We start from the raw sequence: 20,188 nt of genomic DNA, 5'->3' as shown, positions 1-20,188 counted from the left end.
GCATAAGTAGTCACAATTTCTATGATTAAGCTAGAGAACTCTAAATAGCACGATTAGCTAATGCACTCATTCACGTAGAGTGATGATTAGTTCGTTACTGCACGTATCTCTGCAATCCAACTTCTCATGACAGTCGTCTAGTGAAGTAGTGGCGATTAAGAAGTCATTTATGAGCTTATTCTTAAGTAAAGGGCATAGGTACATTATGTAAAATATAATAAAAATTGGATAAAAAGTCTTGACTCTAACTTATATATGTGTGTAACATTCTTTCAGGGTTGAGGCTAACCTGCGGTTTGCAATGTACTTCTTGCAAAACAAAGCACTCAAACATTTGTGATTACTCTTTCAAAATGTCGAATTGTTAACTCTACGCAAGTAGCATGAAGTACGCCAGTAATCTGGAGCTACATTGTTCATCAATCGAGTTTAACAATGACAACCACAACTTATCTAGCCCTTCAAAAATTCCATATAGTCCCCTTAAATAATCTTGATCCTACTAGCATCAAGATTGCCGCTAAGAATACAATTTGCGATAGAGAAGATATTAAGCACAATTCAAAACTAAACGCTATTGCATCAAGATTAGGCGTTTCAGGCGGATTTGCGAACTACGAGGACTTCTTCAACAATAAATTTGTAAATTTCCTCAATATAAATGGGCTCAAGAAGCGAAAAAATCTACTTAAACACCAATTCCAAGGTGAATATAGACTTTTTCAAGAGCTAACTCACCAACAAGTTTCTGAACGCTTATTCTACTCAGGAAGAAAAATTCCAACAAAAATATTTACTGGGCACAACTTTGATTTTTCTTCTGTTTTCGGTTTGCACGCTATGGATATTGGGGTGATATTGAATCAACTTACAGAATTTGAATTCGTAAAAAATTCGATTAACCTTTATAGCCCATACGATCTTCTTGATTCAATAGAACATATAGAAATAAATGCTTTTAAAGAAATTACATTTGAAATTTACAAACAGAAAATAACTTGTCTATTTATTGATATAGTTATCCTATTTTTCTATAGAGCTAGTTTTAGTTCCAGTTTCTTTCACCTTATATCTGATGTCATAACTGATGACGAAAATACGGATGTTGTTTTATTAACATATACACCTGGAAATCTAAGTGAAGAAGAAAAATCAAAAATATCCAATAACATGAAAAATGAAGTTCGGTTGGTCCAATTATTTAAGAAGAGATTAGCTATATCTGATACCGGATGGGTAAATGTAAAGAAGCTCAATGACAACCTAACCATCATATATGATTGCTATGGCAACTATGATTATTTAATAAAAAATCAAAGAGATAAATTATTTGACCACCAAGTTTTCGGAGAAAATTTAAAGCGTTCACAAATCCCTAGCTTCATTGAAGAGTATAGGTTTCAACGCTGGCACTACTTTGAATATCAAGGTTGGAGAGATCTAGACAACCATTTAGCCGAAGAATTTTTTTATAACAAAGGTAAATCAATAGGTGACTATCCTGGCCAAGATGTCATCCTACAACAGTTACTGATTTCAAAAGGTATATATAGGCCCTTAAAAAGGGCTTATTCTAATGAGTTAAATGGATTTCATAAAGTTAAAATTGACGGAAAAAAATTAATGGTCTCAGATCTAATTACAATTGAAGACTTCATGTATTTTGCCGCTGAAAATGGTGATTATATGAGTTATAGGAACGGTGACAATTTACTCTCAGTAAATTCTGACGATAATAGGAATCTACCTTCATCAGTTAATTTTTATGATGCACTTTCCTATATAAATTGGAAAGAAAGATTAGAAAAAATTCCATTTAGGTTGTTAACGTTGTCTGAATATAAACAGCTAGCTGGCCCCAAAAGCAATTCTTACCGAAATAGCGTATTCGAGTCTGACTTAATTTTTTATAAACTTGATGGCACACAATATGATACACACCCGCCATATATGTCAGAAAATGACTTTCAAGGATTGCGATTGAAATTCGGATATGAACCAAACATTTATACAAATAACAATCTATCATTCATTGATTCTGATTCATTTTGTGAGTGGTTGTTGGAAGGCTGCCAAATACGTTCAAAAAGTCACCTTTCATTCTACTTTGACAAGTTTATAGAACGATCATGTGGACCTAAGTCAAGTACAGGAAAATATAAAGGGTTAAAAACAGGGTTCAGAATTTGCTATGAATTGAATTAGTTCCGCAATTCGATAAGTGATTACCCTAGAAAGTAGGTTTATCTAGGGTAATTCTGCTACGTAAATATCCGACTTAATAAATCTTAACATGCAGAAATCGCGTGTTTACGCGAATATTTGAGCTGTTTTCGAAGCAAGCAGCTAGATTATGTCGATAGACTTCACTTATGCACATAAAACTGCATAAGTAGTCATATTCTGACTCATTTTATTCTACTTGCTCTATTAGAGACAAAGAGAGTTAGACCAGTGTGGCCATATTGAATGAGCTTCGGATGATAATTTCTATGAGGCGACGCCTCAAACACCGTAGCCAAATTCACTATGTCACTACAGACCAAGATGGCTATTCAATCGTGTTCGATTGTAAAACATTTCAAGTACACTCTAGCGTCAAAGTTTTAAGTATCTTGCACATAAAAATCAGAAGGTTAATTTAACCATTAAGTTTGGAACAATAAATGAGTTCGATTGCAAATGAATGGCTTATAAGAAATGTTGACAAGTGATAGTCGAAAAGCTAGATTTATCTAGCCTGTTGGAGGCATACCGCTTGCTTCGATAACCTTATGGACCAACACGATTAACAAAAAATCATTTTTTAGGTATAAACCAATCGGAATAACCTATCAGCTTAGCAAGCTATCTGTACTCTCATTGAGTTTGGGTTATTTCGCTGGAGAACTACCTAATGTCTAAATATGAGTTATTCAAGTCATCGGCTAAAGCTGCGCGCAAAAAATCTAATCCGAGAAACTTACCATTAATGCAGTATATGGACGAGTGCGCTAAAAGTTTCGGGTTTACTAACCTTCACGATGTAAAGCAAGTATCAAGAAGAAATCATGTTGATAGGCGGCTCACCATTGGCTTGCTGAGTATGTGTCCTTTACATACTTTGATAAGAGAGCTAGGTGTTTCAGTCGTGTTAGATATGCTTAATGTATCTAAAGAAGATATGACAGAGTGGTTAGTAGAAGAGCATAATTATAATGTTTTGGACAGGTTTCTTGATGGTGATATGTCTGGTTATGTTGCTGAAACTAATGCATCAATGTTCGGTATTGAAGATTTATATTGTGAGGATATTACTTATGATGTTGAAGAAAGGCACTTTATCTTAGGCTGTACCTTTAGTTATTCAGGAGAGCAAGATGAGGATCGGATTAATTGTGGTAGTAGTTTTTCCGTTTCACTTAACGTGAAAGTTTCTATAGATATACCGACTAGAGTATGGAGTTTCATCGATGAAATTCCATTTGATATTATTTCAATTGAAAATGATCTAGATATAATGATTCAAGCAGAGCATGAGGCTGAAACGACTCTTCAAAGAGAACCATCAACCAAATCAGGTGCTTTAAAAGGTGAGTTGAAGCATTTGCACTTCCTTTTGTATAAAGAAGGAGGAAAAACTGATAGGTATGTTTCCCTATGTGTAAATTCTATCACTGGGGAGCACTATATAAAGTTTGAAGTGTCTAGTAATAATCAATATGGCGAGCACTTTTCTCATATTGAGTTGTTAAATGATGCTAGAAAGAAGCATCCAGAATACTATCGGCAGAGTATTAAATTCCTTAATAATCAATAGTTTGATTTACTTGTGCTAGATCGAGCTTGAACTGACAGTTATCCATTTTTAATGGTGTCTGTCAGCTTAGATTTGTGTAGTGACCAACGAAACCTAGCCAATGAATTAGATATTATCTAGCTTATTTCGGGATAAAAACGAACTAAGTTCATAACTCTAATTCGTGAGTTTCAGATTAAAATATCTACTGACGAAAATTCGAGTTAAGCTGCGCGCCCCTTAGGCTACGTCAGCTTGAATGACTTTAGCTGAGATTTTTGACGATCGTTGACTGGCCATTCTCTTTTACACTTGTAATGCCTCTGTCGCGCAATTCCTCTGAACTGTAAATCTGGCTTGTACCAATAATTTGATAATTTGCCGCTTGCAAATTGAAGAATACTTTTCCATCAGGTGTTCTGCTACGGCGATAACGCACATCTAAAGAGCAGTTGTGCCGTACTGATGCAATCCCATTTTCTGCGCCGCTTTTTGAAGTGTAAAGTTCGCTTTTAAGAATTATCTCACCATTACCTGTTCTGAGATAAAAATAGAATTGTTCTCTTTCATTTCTGTGTAATTCATACCAACCAGTCATTTAGATTCTCCTTTTGTCTTGTAAAGGATATTCGTGTTGCGCATTATCACTAGAGGTATCTATGTTCTCAATTATAATCATGAGATCTCTATAAAATCCACAAAGATCATTCTTCCATTGTTCGACGCACTCAATATCTATGTTTGTTATTGGATCTAGCAATGGATCAAGCGAATTAGCCCGATCCATTTGATGCACGATTTGATGCCGTCTTTTCATTAATGAATCAAGTGACGTGAAGTATTTTCTGAGTGGAACAATTTGAACATCAGCAATTTCTAGGCATTCGGCAAGCTGATTTGATCCATTAATACTCATTGTATCAACGTACTCATTAATTGAGCGTAAGATTATGTTATCGACGAGCATTCCGCTGAATGCTTTTAAGTTGCCTAATAATATTTCTTTTGGCCTATGAGTTGTCTCATGGCCAGCAAAAGGTATTTTATTGAGGTTCTTAGTGTTACCATTTGGAAGACGAAGTAAGAATAAATTACGTACAACTTCCTCTAAAGAGCTGTGCATAAATACTATAGATGCTCTTAAAACATCTTTTCGAAGTTGAATATCACCTATTTTATTGGCTTCAAGTTCATTGTATGCTTCTATTAAGTTTTCTACGCGAGTTATATTCTCCCCGAACTCGCCGTGTGTAAAGTCATACACAATAATATCCTTCCTCTTATAGTTCTTTCCCCTAGGGAATGAACCGCCTCCGATACTGTAGCCATTTTGTAGCATTACAAAAAATTGATCAACGGAATAGTCCGAAAAGTGTTCTCAGTCTGTGAACCAAACACGGAATGTGGCAGAACAAATTTTCATTAGTCTGTTCAGTCATAGACGTGGAATTTAGATCAAAAAGTCTTCGATTGAACGGCCATTTTCAATTTGTTGTTTGAAAACAGTTGGCATTCTACCTTGCCCTGTCCAAGTGACAGTTTCGCCCTCAACTACGATTGAATATTTAGCTGGACGTGGTGCTCTTGTGCTTTTTACTTTAGCAGTAACACCGCCAAGATCATCAAGTGATAAACCAGCTGACTCAATCATCTTCTGAAGTTCTGCAATTTTAGCGATACGCTCAGCATTTGCTTCAGCTTCAGCATTCGCTTCTTCTTCTCTTTCAGCAACGATCTTGCCTAACTTTTCGTATATATCTTTTAGTTCAGCAACAGATAACTCTTTAACAGAAGCTTTTAAACGACGAGCATGAGTTAAAATCTCTAAAAATTCGGACATTGTATTTCCCCAATAAATTTGTATTGCAGCAATATACTGATTTTCAGTTTGTAATGAATAAATAAAGAGTTTCAATTTTAATAACTGTTAAAGTGCATTTTTCGCGTGTTTTAGCGCTTAATCGACGTGTTTTATGCATTATCGTAACAGAGTCATGCAAAACTCAGTTTATGCAACACATTATGCATAAATAGTCACATATCTATCAGTCTTTAATGTTTCACACTTAATCAGCAGAGAAAATGCAATCGCATGACTGAATAGTAAGCGACTCGCTTTTGGACAGAAGCGACTTATATTAAAAATCTCTAATCTGTGAGTATCGGATTAAAATTTCTATGGGATAACTTTTACTTGGGGGGCCGCAGAGCGGTCCCGCACCAAGTTTTTGCTAGCTAGCGATTGACTGCCTAGAAGTTTTTGGTATAGTAGGTATATACTTACTAGTAATTCGGAGGTTTCTGTGTATACATCTAATGCTTACTATCCATCGCCAATAGATGGAAATATATACCCTATATATGTTTTTTTGGCGAATGGGCAACTCGCCGTAGTCCATTTTTTTCAACTGCCAAGTGGACTAAATCTAGTCTATTATGCGCAAACGAATTATGGGCAACCACCAGTGCCAACTCCTGTTTGCGTATCAGTAAATCAAGGTGTTTCAAATTTGGTGTATTTTCAGCCTCAACCATTTGGTCAAAATCAATTGCTGTATTGCACGAGTCACTTAGATCGACAGATTGACTTGATGTTTAACTCTGCATTTCAAGTTTTTTTGCCCGTTTCAGTGTACGACAGAGGAGAGTTAAATATGATGCCTAAAGCAAATGAACAACCAGCGAATAACTACTACATTGACCAATACCCCAATAGACTTCCTGTAAACCCAAACACAGATGTACCACCTGAAATTATCCAAGGTTTACTAGCAGTACAAAATGGTCAGCTAGCTAGTATGGATGTAAACACAAATCAATATGGCTTCTATTTAACAGCTGAAGACAATGATGGAAATAGATTTGTTTTTGAAAAAACTAACATAAACGGAATAAATACAACAAATCAAACAACTGTAATTATTGGCGATTCTAAGATTGAAAGGCAATCGCAGGTAAAGGTCCTTCGCTCAAGAGGAATGACTCAGATTCAAATTGCAAATCATCTTGGTGTTTCTCAAAAAACGATATCAAATGATTTGAAAGAGTTAGGGCTGAATTAATGAAACGCTAGCTAATGCTTCAAACACTGACGCAGCCTTGCTGCGTCCGAGTGTTTTGAATTGCTATGTTTAGTAGTAAATAGAAATATCATGCTCTCCAAACGAGCGTAGCTTTTTATTTATTAGTTCCATCAGGCCACGCCTCTTTATGTTGTAATCTCCAGCCCTTTCGATTAGTTGATTTGGGTTAGTTTTTTCCCTTCGTTTATCGGTAAGGTAAGACTGATAGATGCTCTCTAGTTTTGACTCAAGATTACAAACAAATTTTTGATAGTTTTCATCGCCAATCATACTAGAAGGGACAGCTTGCAAAACAAGACTTCTAGACCAGTTGTCATAGAGGAAACCTGTTTTTAAAAAAGCTTTCGTCAAAACTAAAGCCTTTTCGAAATCATCGTAATTTCGCTCATTCAAAAAATCATCCCGAAATGCGGGGCGATCAAATGATTTTTTCAAAGCTGCTAGGTGGTTTCTAATTTCCGACTGTCCAAACTGTTCTTGAAATAGTTGTTACGCATTTGCTCTTACAGCACTTGATCTATTTATTTCTTGGTTGATGTCAACCCAAAACATCAACTGTACTTTAAAAGGAATCTGTCCTGATAAGTTCAAAGTATTTACATGATTTTGAAGGGTTGCATCTATCCTAAGAGTCGTTGCTAGGATAAATAAATCTAGTTAGATAATTCACTCTTATTAGCCAGATTCGGATTAATATTTCTATGGGGTAACGCCCCAAGCATGGGCAACTTTTAAGCTGGCTCCCGTCGCTTCGCTCCTAATTTTAGCCAACTTAAAATTGTCCCGTTAACTTGGCTTGTTATGTGATTTTTTTCACCTTGATGCCGAACTCATTTTCTTTAAGTTGCGCCTGATATAAAGGTATAGAATGGCCAACAAGTTTCTTAACAATATCTATATCCATCTCACTTGCGCGAACCCCGAACGTTATTGACAAGATTTTCCCTAGGATAGGATATACTTTACCTCCAGTAAACTGAAAATTTCGCCACTCTTTTTCATAACTCCAGTGCTCAGATTTAGTATATAAAACACGCATTAAAGAGTTGTGATGGCCATTTTTCGAAAGCAGTGATTTAACGCTCATTGAAGGATAACTTTTCGTATATGCCACTTTTCTGGTTGCTTTTGGATCACCTAACTCGTTTGTCTCGGTTCGCTCAAACTCAATACAAACTCCCTTATGATCATCTGCATAGTGAGACCACATTAGAATATCCTTTTCATCCTCAGCCAAAGATAAAATACCAAAATCTCTAAGCGCGTTTTTAAAGGAATCAATTTCTCCGGTTAGGTCTTTCCTTGTGTAAGCCATAATCTCACTTGGGTCTTCGTTAGGAAAAACTCTTTTTATTTTTGCTAAATTTTGAGACTGGACTATAGCTGACGAGTTTTTAAAGGAGCATTTTGTATCAAATGGATCATTAAATGAATCTGGCTTAGGATAATAAATCCTATCATTTGCGATAATATCCAAAGTAAATTGGTTTAATGGCTTATACTTAAAGAGTGATTTTATTTCTGGATTATTCATTTATGGCAGATACTCAACTATACCCTAGTCACATAACGCTTCAATCAACCGAAGCGTCAGCGGTCGGTTGCATTGACTTGTTAGATATTTGTTTTAACCAATATTCCATGTTTACATTAATTGCTTTATTCTTTCCGTAAGCAATTAAAGAATATTTATTTAGATCTACACAGTTATCTATCAGCCCTTTGTGATTAATATATTCGAACAGGTTAAACTCTTCAATTTTCTGTTTTAATTCATTTAAACTATCAGAATATAGTACCTGATAAAAAACAAAAATTAACTCTCCATTTGTGAATTCAGAGAAAAGAACCCTGTAATACTTTCTCTTGTCAACTAAATTGCTCTCTTCAATAAAGTCAAAAATAAATTTCAAGTGCATAAAATATGCTTCGATTACAATCGAATGCGTACCTACAAAACTCATTCCTTTAAAAGCTTCTTCGGAGTCACACCTTTCGGGGTTTTCTCCACCATATTGTTCAGAAGAGTAATACTTTTGGTATTTGTAAAGTTGATATCTAAGGTGCTCAAATCCGCAATATCTTATATCTCTATCACAGGAAAATGCACTAGGAACATTATCGTCCTTTTTTACTTCTGTCTCTAGGTACACCCTTATTATATGAGCGATTTGTGATTCGAAACGATTTAACAAATTGAAAAATGTAGCTTCGAAATTTTGAATGTTCACGGATTCGATCTGTTGAGCTTGCGCGTCAGCACTTCTTTTCAATTCTGCTCTAGTAAGCTCCAGCTCCTCTTTTGTCATAGTCAATTGAGATTGTGTCTGTTGTAATTGTGATTTTTGCAATAAAACAGTTATAAGAACGCCAATGAATGCAGAAAAGCTCAGGATAGGATTTAAAATTCCGCCAATGTAGTCCCCAAACACCCCCCAATTTTCGGGTTTATCAGAAATACTCAGATGACCGAAATTAAAATAATATGCTAATGGTGCAAGGCTACATATTAAGATGATTATGGCGATTGAGATGATAATACTTTTTATCATTTACACTCTCAGTGGAAAAATCATATGTAAATCTAACAGCAATAAGTCTTGCCATCCATTTTAGATCAACAACATAATGCACTTTCAGTCTGCCTGCAACCTGCTCTGGCTCAAAAAGTAAATCTGGCATCCATTTTAAATCAACAAAATAATGCACTTTCGGTTTGTCTACAACTTGTCCGAGTTAAAATGCTTAAATAGGAACCATCAACTGTCGTAAGGACTGCATATAAGACAATAAATTGCGCTAATTCCTTTAAAAATGGTTTTCATTCTCAACTCATAAGGTAAAGTTAGCAGTTTATTATTGAGCGTATCCCTCATTAGAATTGTGGTTTGGTAGATTTAGGTTCAGCACTTCAAACCCAATAGATTCAAGGCGAGCAACAATATCGTCATGCTTATATTCTTTACCAAGCAAATCCATGTCTACAGCAACAACTAATTCAGATTCTGCGCGAGTTAACGCGACGTAGACCATATTCCAAGTCTTGTTGAACTTGGTTACACCATCCTGCATTAAGCATTTGAAAATCGCTGTCGTTAGGACTAATACACATACCTTAGACTCTAAGCCCTTAGTTCGTTGGATGCTGCTTATTGCGTACTTGGCCGAATTGTCCTTGGATGAACTGTATTGCTCTGCTGAACGACAAAGCTTCTTGAACATCTCTATTTCGTACGGAATCTCTAGCTTCTTAAGAAATATTTGTATTGATGTCTTGTTGTCATTGTTGGATAACAAGGAGGCAAAGAAACGCTGTAATGAGTATATGACCACACCTTCTTCGTATTCGGAAAACTTCACTGTAAGTAGCTTTTCTACCTCTGGATCAAACTCGGGTAGTGATCCTACTTGTTTGGTTGAGTAATTACCTTCTTTTCTGAAGATGCTAACTAAGCTCCCATTCTCAATGTGATAGCTGAGTACCGAGTCGTAATGGTCATCTTCTGAAGTAATATATGTTAGGCGTCCTTCAATTTCAGACAAACTTATCTGCTCTTGCCCTTTAGGGCAGAAGGTGTTTGAGAGGTCAAGAATTCTCTGTGGAACCCTACGAGAGGTCGTTATATTCGGCAGTACGTTAACTTTTTCGTTGGCTTTGTTCGCAGCTAACCAGCCTTTGAAGGATTTTGGATAATCTATTGCTTGCTTGGGGTCCCCCACCATGTAGATATCAACAGAATTCTCACCTATTTGTTGAAAAGCCTTGAGTGCAGTTTCATCAAGATCCTGTGCTTCATCGAGAAAAATCTTATCAATAGCACTACTTAGGAGTTTATGAACTTTCCTAACTTTAGACTTTTTCTTCTGGCTGCTGTGTTTGGAGTAGTTTTCATCGACAACTCGCCATGCTGCGGAATAAGTTTCATCAACATGTATTACACCAATCTTCTTTAGTCTACTAATAGTGTTCGCCGTTTCTCGCTTCTTTTGTTCACCAGTTTTACCAGGAGGAAAGTTTGAAAACGTTTTACAAAGAGAGGAGGTAGTATATACCTCATTTAAAACGAACGGAGAGTAAGGGTAAATGATCTCATTCAATAAAAACGTGTGAACGGTGCAAACTACGATATATTCTGGCAAGTATCCGAGTTGTTTTATGATGGCTTCGGAGATGTTCTTCGCTGCATTGTTGGTATAAGTGATAGCAAAGATCTTCTTATATGACGAAGCTTCATAGTGCTTGATGATCTTCTCAGCTAGGCCATAAGTCTTACCTGCACCTGCTCCTGCTATTTGGACTTCAATCATTTCATGAATCTTCGGTGCGAGGCATCCCAACAAGAGCTCATGAATAAGTCCTTTTCATTGTTTATATAAACGAAATGCATAGCTTCCATAGATAAGCCTTTTTTACAGCCAGCATCGGTTAACATAAAATATAATTTTGTATCTCTTTTTATTGGGTGCCGCATTAAATATGCCACTGATAATTTTGAGTCACTGACCACACTAGGAATAAGTTCTTCGCCAGGATCGAACAATAGCTTCTCTACACTCCATGAGTTTTCCTCGGAAAATACAAGTTGAGAATAAAATGTAAACAATAAAGATATATAAAATTTATACATTCTTGACGACCCTGAAATAAGCTAACGATCGCGCAATTGGCGCGAGCTTGTGTGCGTCCTAATTGACGCGCTTGCTAGAGGGCTAAAAATCTGGCCATCCATTTTAGATCAACAACATAATGCACTTTCTGTTTGTCTAAAACTTGTACTAGCTAAAATGGCTTAAATGAGAGTCATCAAAAGTTGAAGAGCTAACAATAAATCAGGCCATCCATTTTAAACCAACAACATAATGCACTTTTGGTTTGCCTTCAACCAGCGATGACTTTGTTAAGTAACTGAAATCATTCAGCTGTGTGCTAGGCTATATGCAGGGTGATCATTGGAAGCGAGATATTCCGATAATACCTATTCTTGCTCCCAATTATCCCCTTCTCGGCGACAAACATAGTCATAGTAAAGGGTGGAACTAAAGGGCTGAAATTCCATCTCAATGCCGTTTTCGTAATACTGACCATTTTCGCAGTCCATTCTGTCATTAAGTCGTACTAAGGCATCATGAATACCACCACGTCTAGCATTAATAAGCATCTTGACGAGAATCTCTCTTTGCTGGACAGTTAGTGACTTTAAGAACTCATTTATTTCTGAATTTTCCTGCCTGTTTGGATAGCTCCCTTCTTGCAAGACCCATTTTTCAAATACTCCATCATGTAACTGAGCAAACTCGTCAACAAAGCTTTTCCACAATTCAACTGAACTCATTTTTTCTCCTGAGAGCATAACGCAGTGCCCATGCGCGTAAACTTGTAAATGCCGCGGGTCTCGAATGCCTCACTCTGTTATGTGTCTGCTGCTTCATTAAACAAAATCCTGTTTGAAAACGGATCTGTTACAGTAAAGCAACGATCGCCCCAAGGCGCATCTTCAATACTAGGTTTGTTGTATTTATATGGCTTAGAAGTCACATGAGCAAATAATTGATCAAGTTCACTCACATTCACAAAAACCTTACAGCCAGGAGTACAGTCGCCTGAATGTTCGCTCAAGTGCAAAACAAAATTACCAAGTGAAACTTGTATATAAATCGGGTAGCCATCCTCAAAGCGATGTTCCCAATCTAATTCCATCCCCAGAAAGCCAAGGTAAAACTCTTTGGCTTTATCTTCATCAAAGATCCGCATAATTGGGATTGTCTGAAACTTCATGCCATCTACTCCATCACACATAAGCTTTGTCTAGTGCGCATAAGCATCCAGTTTCAAATCTTTTTTGAAACTAATACCTGCCTTGATCACATTGTTTTTTACTTAAACCTGCTTAAAATGCTGCCATTGAATTTGTATTCCTTAATGATTTGGAGCCGTTACATGAGTGATTTAAGTTTCTTCGCCAAAAAGCGCTACACCACTAAGGCCTTTGATCCAACTAAGACGATTCCTGCGGATAAAATAGCAGAAATCAAAACCTTATTGCAGTACAGCCCATCATCGACTAACTCACAGCCTTGGCATTTTGTGTTAGCGAGTACGGCGGAAGGTAAAGCATTAGTTGCCCAAGCGACCGAAAACTATGCGTTTAATACCCAAAAAATTCTCGATGCTTCCCATGTACTCGTACTCTGTGCTCGCGCTCAATTAGATGAAACACACTTACTGCAAGTACTCGAGCAAGAAGCGAAGGATGGCCGTTTTGCTAATGAAGAAGCCAAGCAAGGCCAACATAATGGCCGCTCTTTCTTCGCTAATATGCATAAATTTGAGCTGAAAGATGCCCAGCATTGGATGGAAAAACAAGTCTACTTAGCGCTTGGCACTTTAATGCTCGGTGCAAGTGTATTAGATATTGATGCGTGTCCGATCGAAGGTTTTGATGCCACTAAAATGAATCAAGTCCTAGGCTTAAGAGAGCAAGGTCTAGGTGCCTGCGTGGTTGTCGCCTTGGGTTATCACTCAGAAAATGATTTCAACGCTAAATTGCCTAAGTCTCGCTTAGATCAAGAAGTGATCTTCACCGAGATCTAGTCCTTCACTCTATGTGAAAATAATCATGCCCTTGATTTTATGTGATATAAACAAGGGCATCATGTCTAAAGCTAGCCCTCTCTTAACTACCTTCCCCTAAAACCTCACTGCTGTTAACGGCTTATTTACGCCGAGAAACCATCTAAAGTAGGAGTCAACCATCACGGTATTGCTCTAAAATTCATCTTTGCCTACACTTTGGCTCTGTGGCATAGTTTGCGGCTCAACTTAGTGAATGATCATTTATCGTCGCCTTTCGAGTCATCTTTGTTGCAGCACAGCGGTTTTATCGGCGCATTGGTAACACTCACAATTTAGGATGGGACAGTCAGTATGTTATTTGCCAAACCCTCACTCACTGAAGAATCTCAATCGATTCGAGTTGCAAACACTAAGGGCGATAACCCACTGATCTGGCCGTTGCTTACGGTTTTACAAGCCTCAAATCAAAGTTGGAAAATCCATCACTTAGCCACTGAATTACAAACCCAAGGGCTGATCCACCAGCTTGATGAAAATCCGGGTAACGATTTATTCAAACGTAACTTCCTACTGATGAATGCCCTGTTTGAACTGCAGGAAATATTACTGCCCAAGCAATGGCTACAAGTCAAAGCCATGGAAATTCAAATCTTCCGCTTAGTACCATCAAACGTTAATCTGCTGATAATGCAAGATACTTCCCTGCGTGAGTATTACCTTGATTGGAATAACTACGACACCAGCGAAAACGTAGTACGAGAATTACTTGAGGCATTCTGGAGCAATTATAAGAGCTATATTGGCTTAAATATCAATCTGATGAACAAAGGTAACGCGCTGCGAGTTTTCGAATTAGACGAGAGTGCTACCGCCCGTGATATCCGCAAGCAATGGCGTCGTTTAGCGCTCAAATGGCACCCAGACAGACCCGATGGCGATGCGGCGCGTTTTCGCGAGGTGTGCGAAGCTTGGCAGTCGCTTAGGGATATTGCGTAAGAATTTAGCCAGTGGTGATGCAGAACAGGGCTTTAATCAACATGCACCGACTTAGCAATGCGATCCTGCCTACAGTCCTGCCAAATCTAAGGTAAAACTTCCATTTAGATCACAGATTTAGCCTACTAGCTTCATGCCAATTCAGTCATAATTAAGCCTTTCCATTTAACCTGAACCTATGTGTCAACGCTGCCATTTTGGCTAGCTTAAATCCTAGGTTGAAGCTCACTCTATCTCTTATGTTGACCGTTGAATACCAACGATAACAACGACTGACATTGTGAATTCAATCCCACCGAATTTGAGGAAACTATGATTAAACAATTAGCCTTGGCTGTAACCTTAGCGATTGCACCATTGAGCACCTTTGCCGCCAATTTTGTTGAAGGCACACATTACACTCAAATCTCGACCAAAGCGCCTAGCAGCGAACCAAAACTCACTGAATTCTATTCATTTTATTGCCATAACTGCTTCAATATGGAAACCAACTATTTGCCTGATATCAAGGCAAACCTCAACAAACAGATAAGTTTCGACAATAAGCATGTCGACTTTATGAATAGCGACATTGGCACCGAAGTGATGCGTTCATTAGCCGTGATCCAAAGCGTTGATAACAAAGACGCCTTAACCCATGCCATGTTTACCGCAATCCAAGGTGCTGAGGGCGCAAACGGCCACGATCACAGTGCACCTGGCCATCAGCATGAGCCGCAAATTAACAGCCGTGATGACATCAAAAAAGTCTTCGCCCAATTTGGTGTCGATGCTGCTAAATACGATGAATTAGCCGATAGCAAAAGCACTAATGAAAAGCTTTCCCTGTGGCGCACCCAGCAGAATGAATTCAAAATCGACAGCGTACCCGCCTTTATCGTGAACGATAAATATGCGGTAAATTTAAACAGCATCAAAACCTTAGATGAGTTAATTGGGTTAATTAACTACCTTGCTGTTGAGAAAGATGCCGCCCCCGCTAAAACCTCATCGGGTGGCAGTCTAGGCTGGTTATTTCTAGTCTTCGCCGCCGCAATTGGTGTGACCCGTCAGCAACGTCTTAGCTAATTTAAAACAATCGTTGAAATAAAAAATGGCCTCCAAATTAGGAGGCCATTTTTATGCGTGTTCAATCCAAGCTATCGATATAAGCGCTCAATATGGGTTATGAAGTTTATTGCCGAATAAAATCAAGAATATGGCTCGCTGCCAAGACGAGATGTAGGATCAAGAAACCAATAAAAGCCTGCGCAAAGACTTGATGATAACCACGCCATGCCAGTGCTGTTGGCGTCCCTTGAACAACAAACCAAACTAGGCCCGTAACCCCTGTAGCCACCAGCAACAGCATGCCAATACCTTCTATGGCACTAAACAGCCCTTTACCACCAGCGACGGGGAATTTGCCTTTAGCAAGTCCAACAATATCTTGCTTTAACTGTGCCCAATCGCCCGCCAACCAGCCAAAGTATTGGTGCCACTTGCCACGCAAGGTATTGCTGAGTAAAAAAAGAATCCCAAGCACAGTGCACGCTAAACCTAAATATACATGCAAATAATCCCAAAAACTGGCGTTATCGGGTATCCGTCGGCCCATAAAAATCCACGGACTGGAACACACGAGTAAAATAGTCGACACGACAATCCACACATGCAGTTGCGCCATAATGACTCGGGATAAGGAGCGAAGTTTAGTCATCATACTGATCATATTTAATGCTCCTTTGCCCTTGTGACTAAGGCATGCATACAGCTTTCAGGGCGCGAATAGAATAGGGCTAAATGAAGCACCGAAATTTGATATCAAGCTTAAGCGCTGTGGATCTGCTCACCAAACTCAGTCACTTTCTGCCAATCCGTATATTCAACATTAGTAACAGGGTCCGTAGGTCCTTTCGTTAACCACATGATGAAACGGATAATATTTCTATCTAAAGCGTTATAGCCTTGGTAATTCAAGTTACCCCCAAAAACGCGCAGCAATTGTGGCCGCCAAGTGGTTTTACTTAAAAATGCCTGCATGTAAGGATTGGTCTCTGGGGTGTTTTTCTCGGGTTTACGTGCCACTAAGCTGACAGAGAAAAAACCACTGACCTTATCCGTCAATACGGCTTGATGCTTTTCAATAAACTCGTACAAACTTGAGTTATGTTTACCATGGCGAATACTGGCGCCTATGATGATTTTGTCGAACTCAGTGAGCACTGGAGCGGCCTTGATATCGGCAGTAACCACTTCATTCCCCAAAGCCATTAACTGCTGTGCGAGCTTTTTAGCAATCTTTTGGGTCTGGCCGTGAACACTAGAGTAAATGATAAGAATTCTTTTCAATTTAGCCTCGATTAATCCCAAGCAAAATAACAATAAGCGGCCTAGAAAAGACGGTGCAGGCGACTTAATTTCGACTCTCTATGCCCGTTCGGCATATCAAATGACATCACAACGCTCAGACTAAATGCGCTAAAAGTAGCAATGGACACTCAGAGTCATTGGCATTCCAGTGGAATTTAACTTGGTATGCAAAAGTAAAATGACAATTATGATATTTCATACTAGGTGATTTACCCGCCAATTTACATGAAATAGATCACGGGCTTAGCGCCAAACACCCCAAGTATATGTGGTAGTTTTAACTGCCTCACAAAAATAACGCCTTAGGTATATTCTCGCTTTAGCGTCTTTGTAACCTAAGGAGTTAATTCGCCTAAACATTGTTACAAAATTGAAAGGGATAAGTCACACCTTATATAGCCAACCTAAGAAAAAAGCATTAGCATTTGAACACTTATCGCCTGAGTCCCTTATCCATGAAAGCTATTCAAGCAAAAGATCCTAAAGCACTCTTGCTGTGGATGACCTTTGTTATGTCGCTCGTGTTTGCCGTTTGGCAGGCATTGCTCAACAACTTCGTGATTGAGAAAGCCCAATTCACTGGTGCTGAAATCGGCATGTTACAAAGCCTGCGCGAAATCCCCGGCTTCTTAGCTTTTACGGCAATTTTTGTGCTGCTGCTCATTCGAGAACAAGCCTTCGCCCTGCTCTCGCTCGCCATTTTATGTATCGGTGTAGTGGTAACAGGTTTCTTTCCTCAGGTCATAGGCCTGTATCTAACGACTGTGTTGATGTCTGTCGGCTTTCACTATTTTGAAACCATCAACCAATCGCTAACGCTGCAATGGGTCGATAAAAAAGACGCAGCTGGATTTATGGGTAAAGCACTGGCGTGGCGTTCGGCGGCCGCTTTAGTCGGTTATGCCAGCATTTGGCTAGTAATGACTTGGTTGAAGCTGGACTACCTGCATATGTATTTGATTATAGGCGTATTAGGTCTCATCATTGTGCTAACCATAACATGGTATTACCCCAAGTTTGAGACAACGGAAATACAACACAAAAAAATCATACTACGTAAACGCTATTGGCTCTATTACTTGCTCACCTTTTTTTCAGGTGCAAGGCGGCAAATCTTTATGGTATTTGCGGGCTTTATGATGGTTGAAAAGTTTGGTTATAGCGTCAGTGAAATCACTGCGCTGTTCTTAATCAACTATGCCGTTAATCTACTATTTGCGCCTGCTATTGGTCGTTTGATTGGACGTATTGGTGAGCGTAATGCGCTTACTGTGGAATATATCGGACTCATCTTAGTCTTTATCAGCTATGCCCTAGTCGAACAAGCCCATATGGCGGCAGCACTCTACGTTATCGACCATTTACTTTTTGCGATGGCAATTGCGATGAAAACCTATTTTCAAAAAATCGCCGACAGCAAAGATATTGCTGCCACTATGTCGGTCAGTTTCACCATAAACCACATAGCGGCTGTGATTATTCCTGTGCTTTTGGGCTTATTATGGTTAACCGATCCCGCCTTTGTATTTTACATAGGGGCGGGCTTTGCCGTATGTTCGTTAATACTAGCGCTGAATGTTCCGCGCCATCCTGAACCGGGTAATGAAACCTTATGGTCTTGGCCAACTAAAAGTGCGAAATCAATCGCTAAAGTCGTTAAATAAAACGGCATAATAACGAACCAAAGAATTGGCTTAACGAGATGCTCAAACTAAAGAGATAATCATCTAAAGTGAGCTACAACCGAATGTAAGAGTTCACTAAGCCCACACCTCAACCACAGTGCAAGCTCAAGGATTAATAACGCGATGAAGGATTCAGATATTTTGCAGTTGGCAGAAGAAGGCGAGTCAGCATCCGAGGTATCCGCTCGCAAAAAAGCCCTGCTACTTGGTCGCCAATTAGGGCTCGCCAGTGAGCAAGAATATCGCCCTGCGAACGCCTCAATAGCCGAGCGAGCTCAACATAGAGCACGCAAGTTATCGAGCGAATATCAGGCCAATGTGGAAACCATTTTTGCCTTAGCCCTCAGTTATACCCACTCAGATGTCACTGGGGTCGATCTTGATCCCGATTGGAGCCATCAATTTTTCTTGATGGCGGAACAAATCCATAACCGTAAGATGCAAGATTTGTGGGCTCGGATATTGTCGAGCGAGATAGTCAATCCGGGCAACTTCAGTCTACGTACCCTAGCGCTGCTCAAGCAACTGACTCACAGGGAAGCACAAATTCTTGAAAAAGCCCTTGGCATGGCGGCGAAGGTAAATAACGAGCAGCGCCTAAAACTCATCAGTGGCTACCGCTTGTCGGGTGGGATTGGCCAGTATTTCCGTAAAACCACCTCAGTCAATTTAGGCTTATCCCAGTTTGGGCTACCTTATTCCAGTATTTTGACCTTAGTCGATGCGGGAATACTTCACAGCAGTGAGTTCGAAACCGGCCTACTCAATAACAAAACACCAATTCAATTTGCCCTGCAAGGCATACAAATGAAGCTTACGCCCAAGAGCGGTAATCTGCTTTTTAGCTATTATCGCTTAACACCGATTGGTGATGAACTCGCCCAACTAGTACAGCCTAAGCCAGATCAAGAATACTTGAAGGCTCTACAGCTCTTGTTTGCTAAAGACTTTAAAATAGAATAATGCTCACGCCATAAAAAATTATGAATCAATGGTATAAGCAGTAAAACCCAGAAATAATAAAGGAGCCTAAAGGCTCCTTTTAAGCAAGATAAGGGCTAAATGTTAAGCTAGCGCTTTTGCCTTATCGGCATTAATGACATTGATCGCCGTTAAATAATCGATTAATGCACGCACTTGAGTCACTAAATCGCCTTTGCTGGTATCTATGGTTAACTCGGCGGCTAATGGCGCTTCATAGGGTGATGAAATACCAGTGAAATTGCTAATTTCGCCACTGCGCGCTTTCACATATAACCCCTTAGGGTCACGCTGCTCGCACACGCTCAAAGGCGTAGCTACATGCACTTCAATAAACTGCCCCGCAGGAAAACGGGCACGAATACCATCACGTTCTTCACGGGTCGGGGAAATAAAGGCCGATAACACCACAAGCCCCGCATCCACCATCAATTTAGCCACTTCGCCCACACGACGCAGGTTCTCATCACGGTCTTCAACCGTAAACCCTAAATCTTTACACAGGCCGTGGCGCACATTATCGCCATCGAGCAAATAAGTGTGGAATCCCGCCTCAAATAACGCCCGCTCTAATGCACCAGCCAGTGTTGACTTGCCCGCGCCAGAAAGTCCGGTAAACCAAAGTAGCACTGGGTTTTGGCCTTTCTGCTCGGCTCTCGCGGCTTGGTCTACAGGATGTTGATGCCACACGATATTTGTCATAAAAACTCCTCAATCCCCATGTTGACTAACCACTAAC

The 20,188-nt window shown here is 39.3% G+C and carries 20 protein-coding genes; 8 read left to right on the top strand and 12 right to left on the bottom strand.

Translation table 11 applies throughout. The features are described from left to right. Nucleotides 1-435 precede the first annotated feature (435 nt). Complete coding sequence (locus KO531_RS19090) at nt 436-2,205, top strand: hypothetical protein (RefSeq protein WP_219251988.1); 1,770 nt, start codon at nt 436-438, stop codon at nt 2,203-2,205. 691 nt (nt 2,206-2,896) lie between these two features. Then, nucleotides 2,897-3,799, top strand: coding sequence for a hypothetical protein (locus KO531_RS19085; RefSeq protein WP_219251987.1), 903 nt, complete (start codon nt 2,897-2,899; stop codon nt 3,797-3,799). 244 nt (nt 3,800-4,043) lie between these two features. Here the strand turns inward: KO531_RS19085 and KO531_RS19080 are convergent, their stop codons facing one another. The 3 genes from KO531_RS19080 to KO531_RS19070 form a co-directional block, all read right to left on the bottom strand. Then, nucleotides 4,044-4,376 (bottom strand): YegP family protein, encoded by a 333-nt coding sequence (locus KO531_RS19080; RefSeq protein ID WP_219251986.1) that lies wholly within the window; start codon nt 4,374-4,376, stop codon nt 4,044-4,046. After that, nucleotides 4,377-5,042, bottom strand: a complete 666-nt coding sequence (locus tag KO531_RS19075; protein ID WP_219251985.1) for a HEPN domain-containing protein — start codon at nt 5,040-5,042, stop codon at nt 4,377-4,379. A 186-nt stretch (nt 5,043-5,228) separates the two neighbouring features. Then, nucleotides 5,229-5,618, bottom strand: a complete 390-nt coding sequence (locus KO531_RS19070) for an H-NS family nucleoid-associated regulatory protein (protein WP_219251984.1) — start codon at nt 5,616-5,618, stop codon at nt 5,229-5,231. A gap of 463 nt (nt 5,619-6,081) precedes the next feature. On the opposite strand from KO531_RS19070, the gene KO531_RS19065 reads away from it, so the two are divergent. After that, nucleotides 6,082-6,840 carry a hypothetical protein gene (locus KO531_RS19065; protein ID WP_219251983.1) on the top strand — a complete coding sequence of 253 codons (759 nt, stop codon included), beginning with the start codon at nt 6,082-6,084 and terminating at the stop codon, nt 6,838-6,840. Between the two features lie 69 nt (nt 6,841-6,909). On the opposite strand, the gene KO531_RS19060 is transcribed toward KO531_RS19065, so the two are convergent. The 6 genes from KO531_RS19060 to KO531_RS19035 all read right to left on the bottom strand — a co-directional run bounded on the left by KO531_RS19060 (nt 6,910) and on the right by KO531_RS19035 (nt 12,637). Beyond that, the gene (locus KO531_RS19060; RefSeq protein WP_219251982.1) at nt 6,910-7,296 is read right to left on the bottom strand and encodes a hypothetical protein; all 387 of its coding nucleotides are present in this window, start codon (nt 7,294-7,296) and stop codon (nt 6,910-6,912) included. Between the two features lie 364 nt (nt 7,297-7,660). Beyond that, nucleotides 7,661-8,395, bottom strand: a complete 735-nt coding sequence (locus KO531_RS19055) for a DUF2971 domain-containing protein (RefSeq protein WP_219251981.1) — start codon at nt 8,393-8,395, stop codon at nt 7,661-7,663. A gap of 40 nt (nt 8,396-8,435) precedes the next feature. Continuing rightward, nucleotides 8,436-9,413, bottom strand: a complete 978-nt coding sequence (locus KO531_RS19050) for a putative phage abortive infection protein (protein ID WP_219251980.1) — start codon at nt 9,411-9,413, stop codon at nt 8,436-8,438. A gap of 304 nt (nt 9,414-9,717) precedes the next feature. After that, nucleotides 9,718-11,169 (bottom strand): UvrD-helicase domain-containing protein, encoded by a 1,452-nt coding sequence (locus tag KO531_RS19045; RefSeq protein WP_219251979.1) that lies wholly within the window; start codon nt 11,167-11,169, stop codon nt 9,718-9,720. A 668-nt stretch (nt 11,170-11,837) separates the two neighbouring features. Further along, entirely contained in the window at nt 11,838-12,194 is a 357-nt protein-coding gene (locus KO531_RS19040) for a DUF6547 family protein (protein WP_251069017.1), read from the bottom strand. Between the two features lie 77 nt (nt 12,195-12,271). Beyond that, nucleotides 12,272-12,637: a glyoxalase superfamily protein gene (locus tag KO531_RS19035; protein ID WP_105251592.1), complete on the bottom strand. Its 366-nt coding sequence runs from the start codon at nt 12,635-12,637 to the stop codon at nt 12,272-12,274. Nucleotides 12,638-12,799: 162 nt separating this feature from the next. Between KO531_RS19035 and nfsB the strand changes: the two genes are divergently transcribed. The 3 genes from nfsB to KO531_RS19020 all read left to right on the top strand — a co-directional run bounded on the left by nfsB (nt 12,800) and on the right by KO531_RS19020 (nt 15,499). Next, the gene (gene nfsB, locus KO531_RS19030) at nt 12,800-13,453 is read left to right on the top strand and encodes an oxygen-insensitive NAD(P)H nitroreductase (RefSeq protein WP_219251977.1); all 654 of its coding nucleotides are present in this window, start codon (nt 12,800-12,802) and stop codon (nt 13,451-13,453) included. 333 nt (nt 13,454-13,786) lie between these two features. Beyond that, nucleotides 13,787-14,431 carry a DNA-J related domain-containing protein gene (locus KO531_RS19025; protein WP_131524261.1) on the top strand — a complete coding sequence of 215 codons (645 nt, stop codon included), beginning with the start codon at nt 13,787-13,789 and terminating at the stop codon, nt 14,429-14,431. Nucleotides 14,432-14,743: 312 nt separating this feature from the next. Then, nucleotides 14,744-15,499, top strand: a complete 756-nt coding sequence (locus KO531_RS19020) for a DsbA family protein (RefSeq protein WP_105251591.1) — start codon at nt 14,744-14,746, stop codon at nt 15,497-15,499. A gap of 106 nt (nt 15,500-15,605) precedes the next feature. On the opposite strand, the gene KO531_RS19015 is transcribed toward KO531_RS19020, so the two are convergent. Together KO531_RS19015 and hemG are read right to left on the bottom strand one after the other, a co-directional pair. Continuing rightward, entirely contained in the window at nt 15,606-16,133 is a 528-nt protein-coding gene (locus tag KO531_RS19015) for a cytochrome b/b6 domain-containing protein (protein ID WP_105253061.1), read from the bottom strand. A gap of 107 nt (nt 16,134-16,240) precedes the next feature. Then, nucleotides 16,241-16,762 carry a menaquinone-dependent protoporphyrinogen IX dehydrogenase gene (hemG, locus tag KO531_RS19010; RefSeq protein WP_219251976.1) on the bottom strand — a complete coding sequence of 174 codons (522 nt, stop codon included), beginning with the start codon at nt 16,760-16,762 and terminating at the stop codon, nt 16,241-16,243. 476 nt (nt 16,763-17,238) lie between these two features. Here hemG and KO531_RS19005 point away from each other — a divergent pair, with 476 nt between their 5' ends. Next, nucleotides 17,239-18,447: an MFS transporter gene (locus tag KO531_RS19005; RefSeq protein WP_219251975.1), complete on the top strand. Its 1,209-nt coding sequence runs from the start codon at nt 17,239-17,241 to the stop codon at nt 18,445-18,447. Nucleotides 18,448-18,591: 144 nt separating this feature from the next. Next, the gene (locus KO531_RS19000; RefSeq protein ID WP_173242989.1) at nt 18,592-19,431 is read left to right on the top strand and encodes a TIGR03899 family protein; all 840 of its coding nucleotides are present in this window, start codon (nt 18,592-18,594) and stop codon (nt 19,429-19,431) included. A gap of 102 nt (nt 19,432-19,533) precedes the next feature. Here the strand turns inward: KO531_RS19000 and cysC are convergent, their stop codons facing one another. Next, nucleotides 19,534-20,151: an adenylyl-sulfate kinase gene (gene cysC / locus KO531_RS18995; protein WP_105251589.1), complete on the bottom strand. Its 618-nt coding sequence runs from the start codon at nt 20,149-20,151 to the stop codon at nt 19,534-19,536. Nucleotides 20,152-20,188 lie beyond the last annotated feature (37 nt).

The sequence above is a fragment of the Shewanella sp. NKUCC06_TVS genome (assembly GCF_019345515.1).
Taxonomy (GTDB): Bacteria; Pseudomonadota; Gammaproteobacteria; order Enterobacterales; family Shewanellaceae; genus Shewanella; species Shewanella oncorhynchi.
This window is presented reverse-complemented; position numbering and strand designations above follow the sequence as displayed.

What these genes read in the sequence shown, in the direction of transcription:
- KO531_RS19000 (WP_173242989.1), top strand. Translation starts at nt 18,592, where the DNA reads ATGAAGGATTCAGATATTTTGCAGTTGGCAGAAGAAGGCGAGTCAGCA.
- cysC (WP_105251589.1), bottom strand. Translation starts at nt 20,151, where the DNA reads ATGACAAATATCGTGTGGCATCAACATCCTGTAGACCAAGCCGCGAGA.
- KO531_RS19020 (WP_105251591.1), top strand. Translation starts at nt 14,744, where the DNA reads ATGATTAAACAATTAGCCTTGGCTGTAACCTTAGCGATTGCACCATTG.
- KO531_RS19090 (WP_219251988.1), top strand. Translation starts at nt 436, where the DNA reads ATGACAACCACAACTTATCTAGCCCTTCAAAAATTCCATATAGTCCCC.
- KO531_RS19050 (WP_219251980.1), bottom strand. Translation starts at nt 9,413, where the DNA reads ATGATAAAAAGTATTATCATCTCAATCGCCATAATCATCTTAATATGT.
- KO531_RS19070 (WP_219251984.1), bottom strand. Translation starts at nt 5,618, where the DNA reads ATGTCCGAATTTTTAGAGATTTTAACTCATGCTCGTCGTTTAAAAGCT.
- KO531_RS19005 (WP_219251975.1), top strand. Translation starts at nt 17,239, where the DNA reads ATGAAAGCTATTCAAGCAAAAGATCCTAAAGCACTCTTGCTGTGGATG.
- KO531_RS19080 (WP_219251986.1), bottom strand. Translation starts at nt 4,376, where the DNA reads ATGACTGGTTGGTATGAATTACACAGAAATGAAAGAGAACAATTCTAT.
- KO531_RS19045 (WP_219251979.1), bottom strand. Translation starts at nt 11,169, where the DNA reads ATGATTGAAGTCCAAATAGCAGGAGCAGGTGCAGGTAAGACTTATGGC.
- KO531_RS19025 (WP_131524261.1), top strand. Translation starts at nt 13,787, where the DNA reads ATGTTATTTGCCAAACCCTCACTCACTGAAGAATCTCAATCGATTCGA.
- nfsB (WP_219251977.1), top strand. Translation starts at nt 12,800, where the DNA reads ATGAGTGATTTAAGTTTCTTCGCCAAAAAGCGCTACACCACTAAGGCC.
- KO531_RS19040 (WP_251069017.1), bottom strand. Translation starts at nt 12,194, where the DNA reads ATGAGTTCAGTTGAATTGTGGAAAAGCTTTGTTGACGAGTTTGCTCAG.
- KO531_RS19055 (WP_219251981.1), bottom strand. Translation starts at nt 8,395, where the DNA reads ATGAATAATCCAGAAATAAAATCACTCTTTAAGTATAAGCCATTAAAC.
- KO531_RS19015 (WP_105253061.1), bottom strand. Translation starts at nt 16,133, where the DNA reads ATGATGACTAAACTTCGCTCCTTATCCCGAGTCATTATGGCGCAACTG.
- KO531_RS19035 (WP_105251592.1), bottom strand. Translation starts at nt 12,637, where the DNA reads ATGAAGTTTCAGACAATCCCAATTATGCGGATCTTTGATGAAGATAAA.
- KO531_RS19085 (WP_219251987.1), top strand. Translation starts at nt 2,897, where the DNA reads ATGTCTAAATATGAGTTATTCAAGTCATCGGCTAAAGCTGCGCGCAAA.